We start from the raw sequence: 15,894 nt of genomic DNA, 5'->3' as shown, positions 1-15,894 counted from the left end.
TCATGGTGCCATAAGCAGCGCTGCCAATGCTCCAACCAGCATGAAGGGACCGAAAGGGACAGCTGATTTCAGGGTCAATTTCCGCACTGCCATTCCCCCGATCACCCAGCAGGTCGCCAGCAGGAAGGTGAGCACGGTTGCGAAGAACAAGCCGGGCACAGAATAGTAGCCCAGGTTCAGTCCCAGCACTCCGGCCAGCTTCACATCTCCCATGCCCATGGCGCCGGCGGAGATCAGCGTAATGAGCAGATATCCTCCGCCCAGCAGCAGCAACCCCAGCAGGCCCATGAGCACGCCGTGAGCATCAGAACGGAGGATGCCCAGCAACACGATCACTACGGTGCTGGCCGCCAGCCAGTACGCGATAAGCCGATTGGGCAGGCGATGCGTTGCGATGTCTTGACTGGCCAGGAGGAACCCGAAGCCGGCAAAGCAGGCCAGCTGGACAACGACTGCTGCCGCGACCCCCGGGCCTTCATGGGCTACGTTCCAAATTTCTGACATGTGTAGAGCATAAGCATGTCCACGCCTGTGCGGCAGAGGGGTGTTCCCCTTGTGAATAATTCTGCCGCTTCTACAATTAGGGTATGGACGTTCCTGCAGTTCCTCTTCTTTTCCCCGGGCAGTCTGCCCCTGAATCCGCTGCCCGGCGCCGTTTCCGCGCCCTGGCCCGTTCAGCCCCTTGGTTGAGCACCTCGCTGCAGTTCCAGGTCCAGGTCCCGGGCGAATACGCCAAGCCGGAAGATGGCTTGGAAGGAACGCTAACCGCCATCATCCGCCAGCGCGAAGCCATTGCCGTGCGTTCGGCAGATGGGCAGCTGGTGTACCAGCAGGAGAAGTTCACCGCGGACCGCAGCCGTGGCTATGTCGCTGCCACGAATTCCTCCTGGAAGCTGCCTGCCTCGCTGACCTCCCCGGTGTACACCTCGGACCAGTTGATATTGCGCCGTCCAGATATTTCCGGCTTCAACGGGCTGCTGCCACTGGAGCATTGGGAATCGATACTCGATCCCGTGGAGCTTGCCGGAACCGAGCCCGCCTCGCATGATCTGGCATTCGACCACCCCACCTACATCCACGAGCTGGCCGAGATCACCCACGACGGCCGGCCAGCGCTGGCCGCCGTCCTCACCGCGGGGCATACCTACCAGCCCACGCTGGCCAGCGCTCCGCTGGTTCCCGAAGGCGCTCGGACCCTCCTGGTCCTGGATCTGGCAACCGGCGTCTGCCTGAACCGCCGGGTGCTGGCCGCCCCAACCGGGATGCCGCCGGCCCCGGAACTCTCGCTCCAGGTTCTCGCGCACAACGAGTACTACATCGATTCGCTGTTCACGGCCCCAGCTCCCACGCTGACCGATGTCCGGGCACCGATTCCGTGGGAGTTGCGCAGCGAACGCCGGTCCTAGGCCAGCGTCGGAGTATCCAGCAGGTTGGTGACCAGCGCGGCGATGGCAGAGCGTTCGGACCGGGTCAGGGTCACATGCCCGAAGAGCGCGTGCCCCTTGAGCTGTTCCACCACGGCGGCGACGCCGTCGTAGCGGCCCACATGCAGGTTGTCGCGCTGCGCCACGTCATGGGTGAGCACCACCTTGGAATTCTGCCCGATGCGCGAGAGCACCGTGAGCAGCACATTGCGTTCCAGGGACTGGGCTTCGTCGACGATGACGTAGGAATCATGCAGCGAACGCCCGCGGATGTGGGTCAGCGGCAGCACTTCCAGCATCCCGCGTTCCACCACTTCATCGATGGCGTTCTTCGACACGATCGACCCGAGGGTATCGAAGACCGCCTGGGCCCACGGTCCCATTTTCTCCCCTTCGGATCCGGGCAGGTAGCCCAATTCCTGGCCGCCCACAGCGTACAGGGGACGGAACACGGTGATCTTCCGGTGCTCCCTGCGTTCAAGCACCGCTTCCATGCCGGCGCACAGCGCCAACGCGGACTTGCCGGTGCCGGCGTTGCCGCCCAGCGACACGATGCCCACGGAAGGGTCCATCAGCAGGTCCAGGGCGATGCGCTGCTCAGCGCTGCGGCCGTGCAGTCCGAAGGCCTGCTGGTCTCCGCGCACCAGCTTCACGGTATTCGCATCCACCTTGCGGCCCAGGGCGCTTCCGCGCGGTGAGGTGATCACGAAGCCGGTGTTGATCGGTTCATCGGCTGCCGCAGGGTGGTTCAGCACCTGCTCATGCTCGTAGAGCTTGGCCATGGTCTCTTCATCCAGGTCCAGCTGCTGGATGCCGGTCCACCCGGTCGAGGCGATCAGCTCATTGCGGTACACCTCGGCATGGATCCCCATGGCCGAGGCCTTGATGCGCATCGGCAAGTCCTTGGTCACCAGGGCAACGTCGAGGCCTTCATCAAGCAGGTGCTTGGCGACAGCCAGGATCCGTGAATCGCTATCGCCTGAGCGCATGCCTACCGGCAGGACCTCGGGGGCAATATTATTCAATTCGATGCGCAGCGTTCCACCGGTCTTGGACACTGGCACCGCCTGGGCCAGCCCGCCATGGCTGGCGATCAAGTCATCAAGCAGCCGCAAGGCCTGGCGTGCGAAGAAACCCAGATCCGGGTCCTTGCGCTTGTTTTCCAGCTCGGTGACTACGGTCAGCGGAATCACGACATGGTGCTCATCGAATTGGAACATGGCTTTCGGATCGGAAAGCAAGACCGACGTATCAATGACGTAGGTTCGTACACCCTGTTCGGCTGTTCGTGTCATGGCAGCGCACCCATTCTCGAATCCGGCGTGGGGACTCTCCCCACGCGTCAGTGGGGAATCCCGGCACCGGATGCCCAAGGCGATTCCGGAAAGCAATCCGGCTGGCGCTGCATTTGGTCATCTAGTGTGGAACCCTTCGCTCAGCTGGGACTTGATGCCCCGGCCTTATGATCACCTTAGACCCCGAAACGCCACCAAGAGACGACGCACACACTACGTTCAGGTAACGATTAGTTGAACAGCCGAGCCTGGCGCAACGCGCTCGGCTCAGGTTCCGAAGCGGCGCTGGCGGTCAGCGAAGTCGCGCAGGGCGCGCAGGAAGTCAACGCGGCGGAAATCCGGCCACAGCGCCTCGCAGAAGTAGAACTCCGAGTAGGCGCTTTGCCAGGTCAGGAAGCCGGACAGGCGCTGCTCGCCGCTGGTGCGGATCACCAGGTCCGGATCCGGCTGGCCCTTGGTGTACAGGGCCGATTCGATGTCTTCGGTCGACAGGCCCTCGGCCAGCTCCTCGATCGTGCGCCCATCCTCGGCGGCCTTGCACAGCAGCGCCTTGAACGCATCGAGGATCTCGCGGCGCCCTCCGTAGCCGATGGCCACGTTCACATGGACGCCGGTGCGGTTGGCAGTCACGGTTTCCAGGGCGGCGAGCTTCTGCGCCAAGTCCTCGGGCAGCAGGTCCTTCGCTCCCACCTGCTGGACCTTGACCCGGTTGGTCTCGCCCAGCCGGTCCAGGGTCGAGCCGATGACCTCCAGCAGGTCGCGCAGCTCGCCGGCTTCCCGGTTGAGATTGTCGGTGGAGAGCATGTACAAGGTGACCATCTGGATATCCAGGTCCTCGCACCAGTCGAGGAATTCCAGGATCTTGTCGGCACCGGCCTGGTGGCCCGCAACGGTCGGGGTGCCGGCCAGCTTGGCCCACCGGCGGTTGCCGTCGACCATCACGCCAATATGGTGCGGAAGCTTGTCGGCTGGAAGGGACTTCGCCAAGCGCCGTTCGTAGTAACGGTACGCAAGGTTCGGTAGCTGCACCTTGTCCCTTCCTTTCGGTAGATTCCAAAACTCTAGGTTCTAAATCTACCGCTAATTATCACCAAGCGCGGGCATCTGCCCGCCGCACCGCGTCCACGGCGGACGCTTCGCCCTGGGCTCAGGCGTCCTTTCCCGAAGCGAACAGCGAGAAGAATCCGTCCATCCCGGCCACTGGCATCTGGCACAATTCCTCGCGGCACGGCTGGATCTGCAGGCCGTTCTCCGCGCCGGGCAGCGACGGATCGTGACGCACATTCATCCCCAGGCTCAACGCCACGGAACGCACGCGCTTGGCTTCTGCCGATTCCCACTGCGACAGCGCAAGAAACTGGACGGGGCTGGAAACGATGCATTGCACTTCCAAGGCGGTTGCCACCTGTGTCGGCGCATCGCTGGCCAACGCCAGCGCATGGGCCGAGAGCACGCGGGCGCTGTCCAAGGCCGCCGCATCAGCTTCGCTGTACTCCCCTGCAGCCATGGACTGCAGCGCATGCATTGCCAACGCCTTGGCGTAGAGCGCCCCCGAAGCCGGCAACGCGTCATCAAGCACCGTGACCGCAGCGATGTTGCCGCGCTGGGCGGCGATCCGCGCATCGGCGCCCACCGCGTCGCGCGGCACCCCGGTTTCCGGATCCACGAAGTCGGCTGCACGTCCCAGCAACTGGCTGGCCCTCGCTGCCCACTGCTTCTGGCCGCTGGCCTGGCCCAACGCCAAGAAGCCCAGGGCCAAGGCTGCGTAGTCCTGCAAGGTGCCCTCGTTGCCGTGCTCGGCACGGTTGGAGAAGCTCACCCGAGCCAGCCGTCCGGCACGCTCATCCCACTGCATCTGCCACACAGAATTGGCCGCCTTCTCGGCGAGCTCCAGGGCCCTCGGCTGGTCCAGCAGCAGCGCGGCTTCAGCCAGGGCTTCGATGGCCAGGCCGTTCCAGCCGGCGATCACCTTTTCGTCGCGGACCGGCATGATCCGCGAGCGGCGCAGCGCCCGCATTGCCTCGCGCAGTTCCTGCAGGACGCCAAGTTCGCTCGGCTCGGGCGCCCGCAGCAGCGAGAAGCAGAAGTTCTGCGGATCTTCGGCCACCGGCGCGAAGCGCAGCAGCCCCTTGGGCAGGCGATGAATCAGCGGGTCGGAGACCAGCGCCATCTCCTCGCGGTTGAAGGTGTAGTACGCGCCTTCGATCTGCTTGCCATCACGGGATGAATCGGCATCCAGCGACGCGGCGAAGGCCGGAGCGGCGGACGACGCGGTGAGCAGTTCCTCGTTGAGGAAATCGATGATGCCTTCGGCGCTGCGCTGGGCCAGTCCTGCCAGCGTCTGCGCGCGCTGGGCCGCTTCCCCTTCGGAGGTGCGGGAGAATTCGGTGGCCAGCACGCTGGTGCGTGCCGCCAGCGACAGCAGCCCGGCGTTGTCGTAGAGCATCTTCTCGAAGTGCGGGACCGACCAGTTCTCGTCGACGCAGTAGCGGGCGAAACCGCCCTCAACGTGATCCTGCAAGCCGCCGAGGAACATCGCTTCGAGGTGGGTGGCCGCGGCGGTGAAGGCCTCTACGGCGCGATCCGGGGTGGTGATCACTGCACGCCACAGTGTTTTCAGGGCCCAGGTCGGAGGGAATTTGGGTGCTGGGGTGAAGCCGCCTTCCGGCTTGGTGCCGGCAATCCACCGGTCCAGCGCTGCCTCGAAGGCCTTGTCCGCTGGTTCCTGGGATTGCAGGGACAACAGCGAGCTTTGCCGGCTTCCGAGTTCGGCCAGATGCCCGGCGAGCATCTGGGCCTGCTCTTCCAGCGCTTCGCGCTTGGTCTCCCAAGCCTCATGGACCGCATCGAGCACTTGGCGGAAGCTCGGGGTCTTGCCGCGGGGCTCCTTCGGATAGTACGTGCCGGCATGCACGGTTCGCCCGTCGGGCAGCGCGAAAATGGTCATCGGCCAGCCTCCGGCACCGGTGAGCGCCTGGGTGGCCAGCATGTAGGTGTCGTCGACAAGCGGATGCTCTTCGCGGTCGACCTTGATGGCGACGAAGTTCTCGTTCAGCAGCGCCGCGATCTCGGGATCGTCGAAGGACTCGTGGCTCATCACGTGGCACCAGTGGCAGGCCGCGTAGCCGATGGAAAGCATCACCGGTACGTCGCGCAACCGGGCCTGTTCGAAGGCTTCGTCCCCATAGGGGAACCAGTCGACTAGTTGATGCGAATGCTGTCTGAGGTATTGGCTGGATGAGCCAGCGAGTCGTTGTGCCACGCAATCATGCTATCGCGCAGCTCACAAAGCTCCTACTGCTGCTCGTCGGTCTTCGGGTCGTGCGGCTCATCGGGTTCCTGGAGTTTGCGCTCTTCGCCCTTGGACACCATCTCCTGCTGCTTTGCCTCTGCTTCCGAGGTGTAGCGCACGCGGCGGACACGGCGGATCATGTCGCGGATCAGGAAGATCACGGCAACGACCATGGCTGCGGTGAAAATGAATCCGAGGAATCCTGGACCGTAATCGCTGGCAGTCTCCGTGCCGAAACCCAAGGTCGAGGAAGTCAGAGCCAAGGATTCAAAGATCGTATTCACGATGTAAAGACAACTCATTTCTAGTACTGGAAAAGCGCTTAGTACTATCTTAGTCCGGCGAACAGGTCGGTCTCGGGCAACTCGGTGGCTACCTTGGAGGAGATCAGCGTGTAGTCCTCCCACGGCCAATGCTCCGCGTAGACGTGTTCCGGCACGGCGAAGAAGAAACCTTCCGGATCAATCTGGGTTCTATGCGCCAGCAACGCCTGGTCGCGCTGCGAGAAGAAGTCCGCGCAGTGGATCTGGGTGGTCGTGGTGTGTGGGGAAACCCACTTGAACATCTGGTTGCCTTCGTCCGCTTCCCACTGCGCAACTCGCTCGGTGTACGGGGATTCGTACCCGGCTTCCAGCATCGCGTAGTGCAAGGTGCGGAAGCGATCCGAAGCGAAGGCACGGTCGTAGTACAGCTTGCTGACCGACCACGGGGCTCCCAGCTCCGGGTACATTTCAGGATTGGCCGCATGCTCGAAGGCAAAGGTGGAAACCTTGTGGCAGTGGATATGGTCCGGGTGGGGGTAGCCGCCATTTTCGTCATAGGTCGTGATGACATGTGGACGGAATTCCCGGATCAGCTTGATGATCCCGGCAGCGGCGATTTCAACTGGCTGCAAGGCGAAGGCACCAAAAGGCAGCTCGGGCAGCGGATCGCCTTCCGGCAGGCCGGAGTCGACGTAGCCCAGCCAGCGGTGCTTGACGCCCAGGACCGCAGCGGCCTCGGCCATTTCGGTGCGACGAACGCCCGCGAGGTCGCGGTGCGCATGGGCGAGTTCGCCAGCGGCGGCGTTGAGGATATCTCCGCGCTCTCCGCCGGTGCAGGAAACGACCATGACCTCGGCGCCGGCATCGACATAGGCGGCCATCGTTGCGGCGCCCTTCGAAGATTCGTCATCCGGGTGCGCGTGAATAGCCATGAGCCGCAGACCCTGCGAAGGAGCAATTTTCTTCACGTCGTGAATCTCCACTTATCTTCTTTCCTTATGCCACGTTTTTGGACAGCCCGAAGCCTCAAATCTGCCCGTCATCCATAACAACTCATAGCCGACCACCGGTTATTCCCCCATGCCGAAAGACGGTAAACTTGAGCAGGGAACCTCTATACGGCATTCCCTATTCAAATTCCGCCAGGCAAGAGAGTGGTGCAAGGCAAGTAATGTCTGATCCAAGCTTAACGGCTCGCTACAACAACCCCAAGAAACGCAGTCTTCCTAAGAAAACGCGTAATTGGCTGATTGCTGCCGCGCTCTCCGTCGGCGTTGCCGGGGCCGCTTATTTCGGCTTCAGCAATTACACTGCCATCCAGGCGCAGGACATCGAGTTCGAGGTCGTTTCCGCAACCCAGGCCAAGGCCATTGTCGCGGTTGAATACAACGCCAAGCACCGCGTGCAGTGCGACATTCGAGCGATGAATGAATCCAAGGCGATTGTCGGTTACGAAACCGTCTTGCTTGATCCAGGAGAAGCTACCGGGCACATCACCCAGCGCCTGGATGTCGACCTGCACACCGATAACCTTGCGACCACGGTAGGCGTGGAGTCCTGCTACGAGGTTCCGCAAGAATACAAGGGTTAACATTTCAGCTTGTTCATCCCCTAATAGCTGAATCTATTGGGCTTAAAGCGTTTTGGCGACTACTATCGTTGAAAAGATACGTTTCGCCCCGCATCGGCGCATGGTTCTAGCAAAGCAAAAGGACATGAGCCTAGCGGGGTCTTTGCTTGCATCTCCAATAACGTGCGAGCCCGCAGATCCGTACCGAATCCGACTTCGTCGACGCCACCGTTCCGGTGGCGTTCGGCTTTAGGACCTGTTGCAGGTTCCCAAGGCAGAGCGAAGTCCCTACTGACCAAAGGAAGTACAACGTGAGCACCAACAGCAACGAACCTGTCGTTTGGCTGACTCAGGAAGCCTACGATCGGCTCCAGGACGAACTGACTTTCCTCTCAGGCCCGGGACGTGCCGAGATCGTTGCCCGTATCGAGCAGGCACGTTCGGAAGGTGACCTGAAGGAGAACGGCGGTTACCACGCCGCTCGTGAAGAGCAGGGCAAGGCCGAAGCCCGCATCCTGTACCTGAAGGATCTGCTGCGTCGCGCCGACGTAGGCGAAGCTCCTGCCGATGACGGAGTCGTCGAGCCTGGCATGCTGGTAGTCGCCAATATCGCAGGCGACGAAACCACCTTCCTGTTCGGCTCCCGCGAAGTTGCCGGCGACACCGACCTCGAGGTCTACTCCGAACAGTCCCCTATCGGCGTTGCCGTGCACGGCGCCAAGGTGGGCGACAAGCTGTCGTACCTGGCACCTAACGGCCGCGACATCAAGGTTGAGATCATCTCCGCGAAGCCTTACCAGGCCTCGTAACAGGATCCACAGAACAGCGCGATGGCCGCCACCCCGCAGGGGGTGGCGGCCATCGCGCTTTGCTGCTCGTGGCTAGGCGACCGAACCGCCTGCCGTGTTGGTGATCTGCGGGTCGAAGCCCTCGGCGCGCAGGTTGTTCAGCACCGTCTTGGAATGCTCATGGCCCTTGGTCTCCAAATCGATGGTGATCGCGACATCGCCCATGGACAGCGAACCGCCGATGCGGGTGTGGTCCAGGCGGGTGACGTTGGCATCTGATTCGGCGATGATGTTGGAGATCTGCGCCAGCGAACCGGGACGGTCCGGAAGCATCATCCGGATGGTCAGGAAGCGGCCGGCCGCAGACAGGCCGCGCTGGATCACCTTGAGCATCAGCAGCGGGTCGATATTGCCTCCGGAAAGGATTACAGCGGTGGTTGCCGGGTTGATCCCGTGTGCCTCCAGCTTGTTCTCCAGCAGGGCCGCGACGCCCACCGCGCCAGCGGGTTCCACCACGAGCTTGTTGCGTTCCAGGAGCACCACCAAAGCGCGCGCGAGCGTATCTTCCGATACCGTCACCACGTCGTCGACCAATTCCTTGATGATCGTGAACGGCAGCTGCCCCGGCTTGCCGACGGCGATGCCATCGGCGATGGTGTGCACGGTATCCAGCGGGACCAATGCGTCAGCGGCCAGTGATGGCGGGTAGGCCGCGGCGTTTTCCGCCTGGACGCCCACCACCTTGATCTCGCGGCCCAGTTCGCGGGCCTTCTCCTTCAGCGCGATGGCAACGCCGGCCAGCAGCCCGCCGCCGCCCACGCCCATCAGCACGGTGTCGACCTCAGGCAGTTGCTCAAGCAGCTCCAGGCCGATGGTGCCCTGTCCAGCGATGATGTCCGGGTGGTCGAAGGGATGCACGAAGACTGCGCCGGATTCGTCGGCGAAACGCTGCGCCTCGGCCAGCGCTTCATCGACATTGTTGCCGAACAGCACGACTTCCGCGCCATGGTCACGCGTTGCGGTCAGCTTCGGCAGCGCGACGCCTAGCGGCATGTAGATCCGCGCCTTGATGCCGAGGTGGCTGGCGGCCTGGGCGACGCCCTGCGCGTGGTTGCCTGCCGATGCGGCGACGACGCCGCGCGCCTTCTCCTCGTCGCTGAGCTTGGACATGCGCACATAGGCGCCGCGGACCTTGAAGGATCCGGCGCGCTGCATGTTTTCGCATTTGAGGAAGACTTCGGCGCCAACGTGCTGGGAGAGCACGCGGGAGTGCTCTACCGGGGTGCGGGCAATCACCGGCTTGAGTACTTCGGCCGCGGCTTCGATCTCAGCCAACGTTACGGGCAACGTAGTTCCAGTGCTCATGGTTTATTCCTCATCTGCTGTGGGCTCAGGGTGCCGGGGCTCCGGCGAAGCTTGTGGGGCGGGGGCGGCGCCTGCAGCCGTTGCGGCTGGGCTTGCCTTCCCCGGGTCGCTGGTTTTGGGACTGTCCGCCGCGATCTGGCTACCGTAGAGCTCAATCACGAATTCATCGGTTTCCCAGGCTCTGCCCGACAGGTACTTCGCGACCGCGTTGATCACTGCCAGCAGCGGTACCGCGAAGAGCGCGCCGGGGATGCCTGCGAGCATCGTGCCGCCGGCGACGGCCAGGACGACTGCCAGCGGGTGCAGGCTGACTGCCTTGCCCATGATCAGCGGCTGCAGGATATTGGATTCGGCTTGCTGGACCAGCAGCACGACGGCCAGCATGATCAGCGCGTTGATCCAGCCATTGGCAACCAGGGCAAGCAAAACTGCCAGGGCGCCGGTAAACAGCGCACCGACGATCGGGATGAAGGAGCCGACGAAGACCAGCACGCCCAGCGGCATCGCCAGCGGCACGCCGAGGAAGAAGGCGCCGAACCCGATGCCGATAGCGTCGATCAGCGCCACCACCATCTGGACGCGCACGTAGCGGACCAGCGAGCCCCAGCCGCGGGTCAGGGCCCCGTCCATCGCCGGGCGGGCGCGGCGCGGCAAGAGGTTCACCAGGAACAAACCGATCTTGCGTCCGTCGAGCAGCAGGAAAATCAGCGCGAAGACTGCCAGCAAGGTGCCGGTCAGGATCTGCCCGATCGCGGAAGTCCAGCTGATGGCCTCGCTCAGGATGTTGGTGGCATTGCCGCGAAGCTGGACCAGGGCGTCGTCCAGTACGTTTTGCAGGTCGTCATTGGTCAGCTTGAGCGGGCCGTTGAACAGCCAACCCTGGACCTGCTCGATGCCCGACAGGGCTTGGGTCCACAGGGCGGTGAATCCGGCTGAGAGCTTTTGCCCTGCAACCGAGAGTCCAGCTGTAACTAGCGCCAGGAACCCGATGAGCGTAATGCCGACGGCCAACCCGCGGGGCACCGCCAGCTTGCGGTTCATCGTGTTCACGACCGGTGAGAGCAGCCCGGCCAGCAGCGCCGCGACGAGAACCGGGATGACAAGCAGGGAGACTTTTGACAGCGCCCACACCAGTACGCCCACGGCCGCGACGATGATCAAAAAACGCCAGGCCCACGCGGCTGCCATGCGCACTGCGTAGGGCATGTCCTCGGCGCTTTTGAAATCCGTCAGGTCTGGGCTCGGTGCGGCAGGGATTTCCGCCGGCTTGCTCGGAAGCGAGACACGAATACGGCGTAGACGTTCCAACCGGCTGCTTTTCATGGAACTACGCTATCGCGTTTGCCAGACAGCGTCTTGATCCATGTCTCAATTGTGACAAATTCCAAAGACCAGTGCCCGATATGGGCACTGGTCCTAGAAATCTAATTCAATATGTGTATTTCACTCCGCTGCAGGTAACCAGATTGCGCAGGCCGCCCAATCCTGGATATGGGGCGTGGAAGCCATGGTTCATCAGGCGTTTCGCGCACCCTTGCTCCGGCGGCGCATGACAGCTTCAAGGACCTTTTCCTCGGCGTCTTCGCCGGGCTTGATACCGGCTGGCACCTTGAAGAAGTAGATTGCGCCCAAGGCCCACCAGATGGCGAAGATGGCCCATGGTTCCCAGCTCAATGATGCAGGCATGCCCGGCATGTACAGGCTGAAGAGCGCAGCGGTAAGCAGGACCGAAATCCAGCCGATGACCGCTCCGGCATTTCCGGTGCCGCCGACGCGCAACGGCCGGTCCATCTTCGGTTCGCGCTTGCGCAGCACCAGGAAGGTGACCGAGACCAGGAAGTAGGCAACGATGATGCTTGGCGCTCCCGAATCAACGAGCCATCCCAGCATTTCGGCACCGAAGAATGGGGCCAGCATGGAGATTCCGCCGATGAAGACCAGGGCGTTGGCCGGGGTGCGGTACTTGGGATGCAGTTTGCCGAACCAGGATGGGAGCATGCCGCTGCGGGCCAGCGAGTAGACCAGCCGGGAGGCTCCGAGCAGCAGCGAGTTCCACGAGGTCAGGATGCCGGCGATGCCGCCGGCGATCAGCACCTTGGCCATCAGATCCGAACCGAACAAGGCTCCGAACGCATCCGCCGTTGCAATGTCGGCTCCGGCCAGTTGCGCTGCCGGCATCGCCGAGGACGTGGTCAGGACGACCATCACGTACCAGACGGTGGCCAGGATGACGGAGAGGACCACGAGCTTGCCAATTTGCTTGGCCGGAATCTTCACTTCCTCGGCAGACTGCGGAATCACGTCGAAGCCGATGAACAAGAAGGGCACGGCCACCAGTACGGCAAAGAACCCGCTGGTTCCCGGGGTGAAGAACGGTTCCATGTTCTTGGCTTCGCCACCGGCAAAGGCCCCGGCTATCATCAAGAGGCCGATGGCCACGAGGAACAGCACCACGAAAGTCTGCAGCACCCCGGCTTGCTTCACGCCGCGAATATTGATCCAGGTGATGATGATTGCCGACAGCACGCCGACCAATGCCCAGGTCAGGTTTACTTCAAAACCGGCAATGGTCCACAGGGGAATCCGGCTCATGCCGGGGAAGATGTATTCCACGGTCCGCGGCAAGGCGACCGCTTCGAAAGCCACGATGGTCACGTAGCCACCGGTGATCGCCCAGGAACCGACAAATGACGGCCGGGCTCCCAAAGCACGCAGGATGAAGTTGTGCTCGCCGCCGGCTTTCGGCATGGCCGCGGTCAGTTCGGCATAGGTCAAGCCGACGACAGCCATGATGCCACCACCAACGACCATGGCCAGCACAGCGCCCATGGTGCCAGCGTTATCCAGCCATCCACCGGTGAGCACCACCCAGCCGAAGCCGATCATCGCTCCGAACCCCAGGGCCAGGGCATCCAGGTTGCCCAGGGACTTCACCAGACCCGGCGAATTTCCTTCTGCTTGCTCGACTGCCATTGCGCTCTTCCTGTCAAAATAACTGTGAGTTGGATAACTGAATAGCTACAGGGAAATCTAACCAAGGATTCGCGTAACTGCCCAATCAGCTGTCATTTTCCATTGCATTGGCGGTTTCGGCAGTACATATTGGATTCATATTTGAACAGCCGCTTAATGCAGAAAGACCAGCGCCCTGAATGGGCGCTGGTCCTTGCAAGCTGTGCTGCTGCGGCTAGTCGTCGCCGCGCAGGATCGCGAGGATGCGAAGGATCTCGGTGTACAGCCAGATCAGGGTCATGGTCAGGCCGAAGGCACCGCGCCAAGCCATGATGGCCGGAGCGCCCTGGTTGGACAGTTCCTCGATCATGGTGAAGTCGGCAACCAGTGCGTAGGTTGCCAGCAGTACGGCAACGACACCGATAACCAGGCCGAGCACGCCACCGCGCATGCCGAACATGCCGTCGATTACGCCGGTGAGCATCAGGACCATGTTGAGCAGCGAGAAGACGATCAGGCCGACCATGCCGATCATGAACATCTTGTTCAGCTTAGGTGTCATCCGGTACTTGCCCGAGCGGTACAGCGCCAGGGTTACGCCGGCAACACACAGGGTCGCAAGCACCGCCTGGATGGCGATTCCCTGCATGCCTTGCATGTTCTCAAGGAAGCCGGACAGACCGCCGAGGAACAAGCCCTGGGCTGCAGAGTACAGGAGGATCAGCACTGGAGATGGGCGCTTCTTGAAAGCGTTAACCAGGCCGAGGACGAAACCAACCAGGGCGCCTGGCAGCATGAGTGCCGGTATGACCCAACCAATCGCGGCGCCAACGACAACCAAGGCCAGGCAGAACAGGGTCTTGTTGATAGTGTCACCGATGGTCATGCGGCCTGTGTCGGCGCTGGTTGCGGCAGGCTGCTGGTACATCTGATTCAGCTGGTCTGCGCTCATGTTTTCGGTGTCGCGGAATCCAACAGGACTTCCAGGCTTGGTTCCCCAAGCATCGGAGCGGCTGCTAGAACCAAAAATTGGATTGCCCAATGTCATTCCCCTATAGATTGCGAATTCGCCAGCCGCTTGGCTAGCTGAAGATCTTTTGCTTAATCCTATTGAGGATTGCTGTGAAATCACTCAGTCGGAAGGATGATATAGGGCAATTTCCCGAGGAAAAACTACTCTCTCAGCGATATTCTTGAAACTTCCAGCATCATGGTTGCGTCAGACGAAAATATGGTCGAGGAACGATGCCGGAGGGTGGACGGCGAACGTGCCCTTGCTGGCGACAAGAGAAAAGACCGATGCGGACCGGAAAATCCGGAACACGTCGGCCTTACTCTGTACCCCCAGTGGGACTCGAACCCACAAGCCTTGCGGCAGCTGATTTTAAGTCAGCCGTGTATGCCAATTCCACCATAGGGGCAGGACTCTCAAATTTTACGTGATCGGCAAAGCAAATAGAAAATTCAGCTTTGCTGACGCATGCGAGGAGCCAATCGCTTGGCCCCTCGCATCGTCGTCGATCATCTGCGTCCCAAGCCTACTTCTTTGGCTTGGCCGACTCCTCGAAAGCAGTGCGTGGCGCTTCGAGGTTGTTCAGCTGCAGCGCATCGCGCTTGAAGAACAACGCAACCAGCCAGTCGCCGACAACGCGGAACTTGCGCTCGAAGGTTGGCATGGCCATGCCGTGGTAGCCACGGTGCGCCATCCATGCTGGCCAGCCCTTGAGCTTGATGCCGACAACCTTGGCAACGCCCTTGTTCTTGCCGAAGCCGGCGACCGCGCCGAGGTTCTTGTGCTTGTATTCCTTGATGGTGCCGACACCGTAGCGGGCAGCATACAGGTTCTTCGCCAACAGCTTGGCCTGGCGCACAGCGTGCTGCGCGTTCGGAACACAGGTGCCGTCTGGCAGGCCGCCGGTGACGTCCTTGACTGCCGAGATGTCGCCGGCTGCCCAGGCGCCTTCCAGCGGTTCGCCGTTGGCGTCCTTGATGCGCAGGTCGGTGCGGGTCTCGATGCGGCCGCGCTGCTCGATCGGGAAATCGGTGGAGCGGACCATCGGGTTGGCCATGACGCCAGCGGTCCAGATCAGGGTGTCTGCACCGAACTCGCCCGCTGGGGACTTGTCAGCCATGTTGATCAGTTCCAGGTTGCCTTCTTCAGCGTTGTTCAGCGAAGTGTTCAGCAGTACCTCGATGCCGCGGCTGCGCAGGTGCTCGACAACCCACTCGGCCTGCTCCGCGGTGACCTCTGGCATGATGCGGCCCATGGCCTCGACGAGAACGAAGCGTGCTTCCTTTTCGTCAATGCGGTCGTTGAGCTTGATCAGGTGGCGAGCCATGTCTTCGAGCTCGGCGATGGTTTCGATGCCGGCAAAGCCGCCACCGACAACGACGAAGGTCAGTGCGCGCTTGCGGGCCACTGGATCAGTCATGTTCGAAGCGGACTCGATGCGCTCGGCAACCTTGTTGCGCAGGGCGACGGCCTCTTCGATGGTCTTCAGGCCGATGCCGGTTTCAGCCAGGCCGGAGATCGGGAAGGTACGGGTAACCGCACCAGCGGACATCACGATGTCGGTGTACTCCAGCTCGAACTGCTCGCCATTGACCGGAGCAATCACGGCCTTCTTGTTGGCGTGGTCGACGCTCAGCACGCGGCCGTTGACCAGCTCGGAGTGCTTCAAGTGCTGGCGGTGCGAGACCACAACGTGGCGTGGCTCGATCTGGCCACCTGCAACTTCTGGCAGGAAAGGCTGGTAAGTCATGTAGGGGTTCGGGTCGACAACGGTGACGATGCCGCCGTGTGCCTTGACCTTCTTCTGCAACTTCATCGCGACGTACAGGCCAACGTAGCCACCGCCGACGATCAGGATGCGCGGACGCTTCTGGGAGGTTTCGATGATCGACATACTGTTGATTCTACGCGGATTTTCCGAGTTAGTGAAAAC

Annotated in this window: 14 protein-coding genes and 1 tRNA gene; 3 read left to right on the top strand and 12 right to left on the bottom strand. The window is 61.9% G+C overall.

Features of this window, described 5'->3' with window-relative positions; translation table 11 throughout:
* Positions 1 to 504 (bottom strand): prepilin peptidase, encoded by a 504-nt coding sequence (locus ACR9WD_RS03780; RefSeq protein ID WP_434922759.1) that lies wholly within the window; start codon positions 502 to 504, stop codon positions 1 to 3.
* Positions 505 to 587: 83 nt separating this feature from the next.
* Here ACR9WD_RS03780 and ACR9WD_RS03775 point away from each other — a divergent pair, with 83 nt between their 5' ends.
* Complete coding sequence (locus ACR9WD_RS03775) at positions 588 to 1,406, top strand: hypothetical protein (RefSeq protein ID WP_434922758.1); 819 nt, start codon at positions 588 to 590, stop codon at positions 1,404 to 1,406.
* Here the strand turns inward: ACR9WD_RS03775 and ACR9WD_RS03770 are convergent.
* From ACR9WD_RS03770 to mca, 5 genes are all read right to left on the bottom strand, one after another.
* Positions 1,403 to 2,719 carry a PhoH family protein gene (locus ACR9WD_RS03770; protein WP_434922757.1) on the bottom strand — a complete coding sequence of 439 codons (1,317 nt, stop codon included), beginning with the start codon at positions 2,717 to 2,719 and terminating at the stop codon, positions 1,403 to 1,405. The two genes, ACR9WD_RS03775 and ACR9WD_RS03770, sit on opposite strands and share 4 nt — an antisense overlap.
* A 267-nt stretch (positions 2,720 to 2,986) precedes the next feature.
* Complete coding sequence (locus ACR9WD_RS03765) at positions 2,987 to 3,748, bottom strand: isoprenyl transferase (RefSeq protein WP_141358028.1); 762 nt, start codon at positions 3,746 to 3,748, stop codon at positions 2,987 to 2,989.
* Positions 3,749 to 3,866: 118 nt separating this feature from the next.
* Positions 3,867 to 5,981, bottom strand: coding sequence for a thioredoxin domain-containing protein (locus ACR9WD_RS03760; RefSeq protein ID WP_434922756.1), 2,115 nt, complete (start codon positions 5,979 to 5,981; stop codon positions 3,867 to 3,869).
* Positions 5,982 to 6,013: 32 nt separating this feature from the next.
* A complete protein-coding gene (locus ACR9WD_RS03755) occupies positions 6,014 to 6,295 on the bottom strand; it encodes a hypothetical protein (RefSeq protein WP_038989899.1) in 282 nt (93 codons plus the stop codon).
* 44 nt (positions 6,296 to 6,339) lie between these two features.
* Positions 6,340 to 7,206 carry a mycothiol conjugate amidase Mca gene (gene mca / locus ACR9WD_RS03750; RefSeq protein ID WP_052253578.1) on the bottom strand — a complete coding sequence of 289 codons (867 nt, stop codon included), beginning with the start codon at positions 7,204 to 7,206 and terminating at the stop codon, positions 6,340 to 6,342.
* A gap of 239 nt (positions 7,207 to 7,445) precedes the next feature.
* Between mca and ACR9WD_RS03745 the strand changes: the two genes are divergently transcribed.
* Both ACR9WD_RS03745 and greA read left to right on the top strand, forming a co-directional pair.
* A complete protein-coding gene (locus ACR9WD_RS03745) occupies positions 7,446 to 7,865 on the top strand; it encodes a DUF4307 domain-containing protein (protein WP_052253530.1) in 420 nt (139 codons plus the stop codon).
* A gap of 290 nt (positions 7,866 to 8,155) precedes the next feature.
* Entirely contained in the window at positions 8,156 to 8,653 is a 498-nt protein-coding gene (gene greA / locus ACR9WD_RS03740; protein WP_038989900.1) for a transcription elongation factor GreA, read from the top strand.
* 72 nt (positions 8,654 to 8,725) lie between these two features.
* Here greA and ilvA read toward each other — a convergent pair whose 3' ends face one another.
* The 6 genes from ilvA to ACR9WD_RS03710 form a co-directional block, all read right to left on the bottom strand.
* Positions 8,726 to 9,997, bottom strand: coding sequence for a threonine ammonia-lyase (gene ilvA, locus ACR9WD_RS03735; RefSeq protein WP_434922755.1), 1,272 nt, complete (start codon positions 9,995 to 9,997; stop codon positions 8,726 to 8,728).
* Positions 9,998 to 10,000: 3 nt separating this feature from the next.
* On the bottom strand, positions 10,001 to 11,320 hold the full coding sequence (locus ACR9WD_RS03730; RefSeq protein WP_073706609.1) for an AI-2E family transporter: 1,320 nt from the start codon (positions 11,318 to 11,320) through the stop codon (positions 10,001 to 10,003).
* Between the two features lie 192 nt (positions 11,321 to 11,512).
* Positions 11,513 to 12,970 carry an APC family permease gene (locus ACR9WD_RS03725; RefSeq protein WP_434922754.1) on the bottom strand — a complete coding sequence of 486 codons (1,458 nt, stop codon included), beginning with the start codon at positions 12,968 to 12,970 and terminating at the stop codon, positions 11,513 to 11,515.
* A 214-nt stretch (positions 12,971 to 13,184) separates the two neighbouring features.
* Positions 13,185 to 13,991, bottom strand: a complete 807-nt coding sequence (locus ACR9WD_RS03720; RefSeq protein ID WP_434922753.1) for a Bax inhibitor-1/YccA family protein — start codon at positions 13,989 to 13,991, stop codon at positions 13,185 to 13,187.
* Between the two features lie 297 nt (positions 13,992 to 14,288).
* Positions 14,289 to 14,370, bottom strand: a tRNA-Leu gene (locus ACR9WD_RS03715).
* A gap of 117 nt (positions 14,371 to 14,487) precedes the next feature.
* The gene (locus ACR9WD_RS03710) at positions 14,488 to 15,855 is read right to left on the bottom strand and encodes an NAD(P)/FAD-dependent oxidoreductase (RefSeq protein ID WP_038989906.1); all 1,368 of its coding nucleotides are present in this window, start codon (positions 15,853 to 15,855) and stop codon (positions 14,488 to 14,490) included.
* Between the last annotated feature and the right edge of the window lie 39 nt (positions 15,856 to 15,894).

The sequence above is a fragment of the Glutamicibacter sp. PAEs-4 genome (assembly GCF_051161755.1).
Taxonomy (GTDB): Bacteria; Actinomycetota; Actinomycetes; order Actinomycetales; family Micrococcaceae; genus Glutamicibacter; species Glutamicibacter nicotianae.
This window is presented reverse-complemented; position numbering and strand designations above follow the sequence as displayed.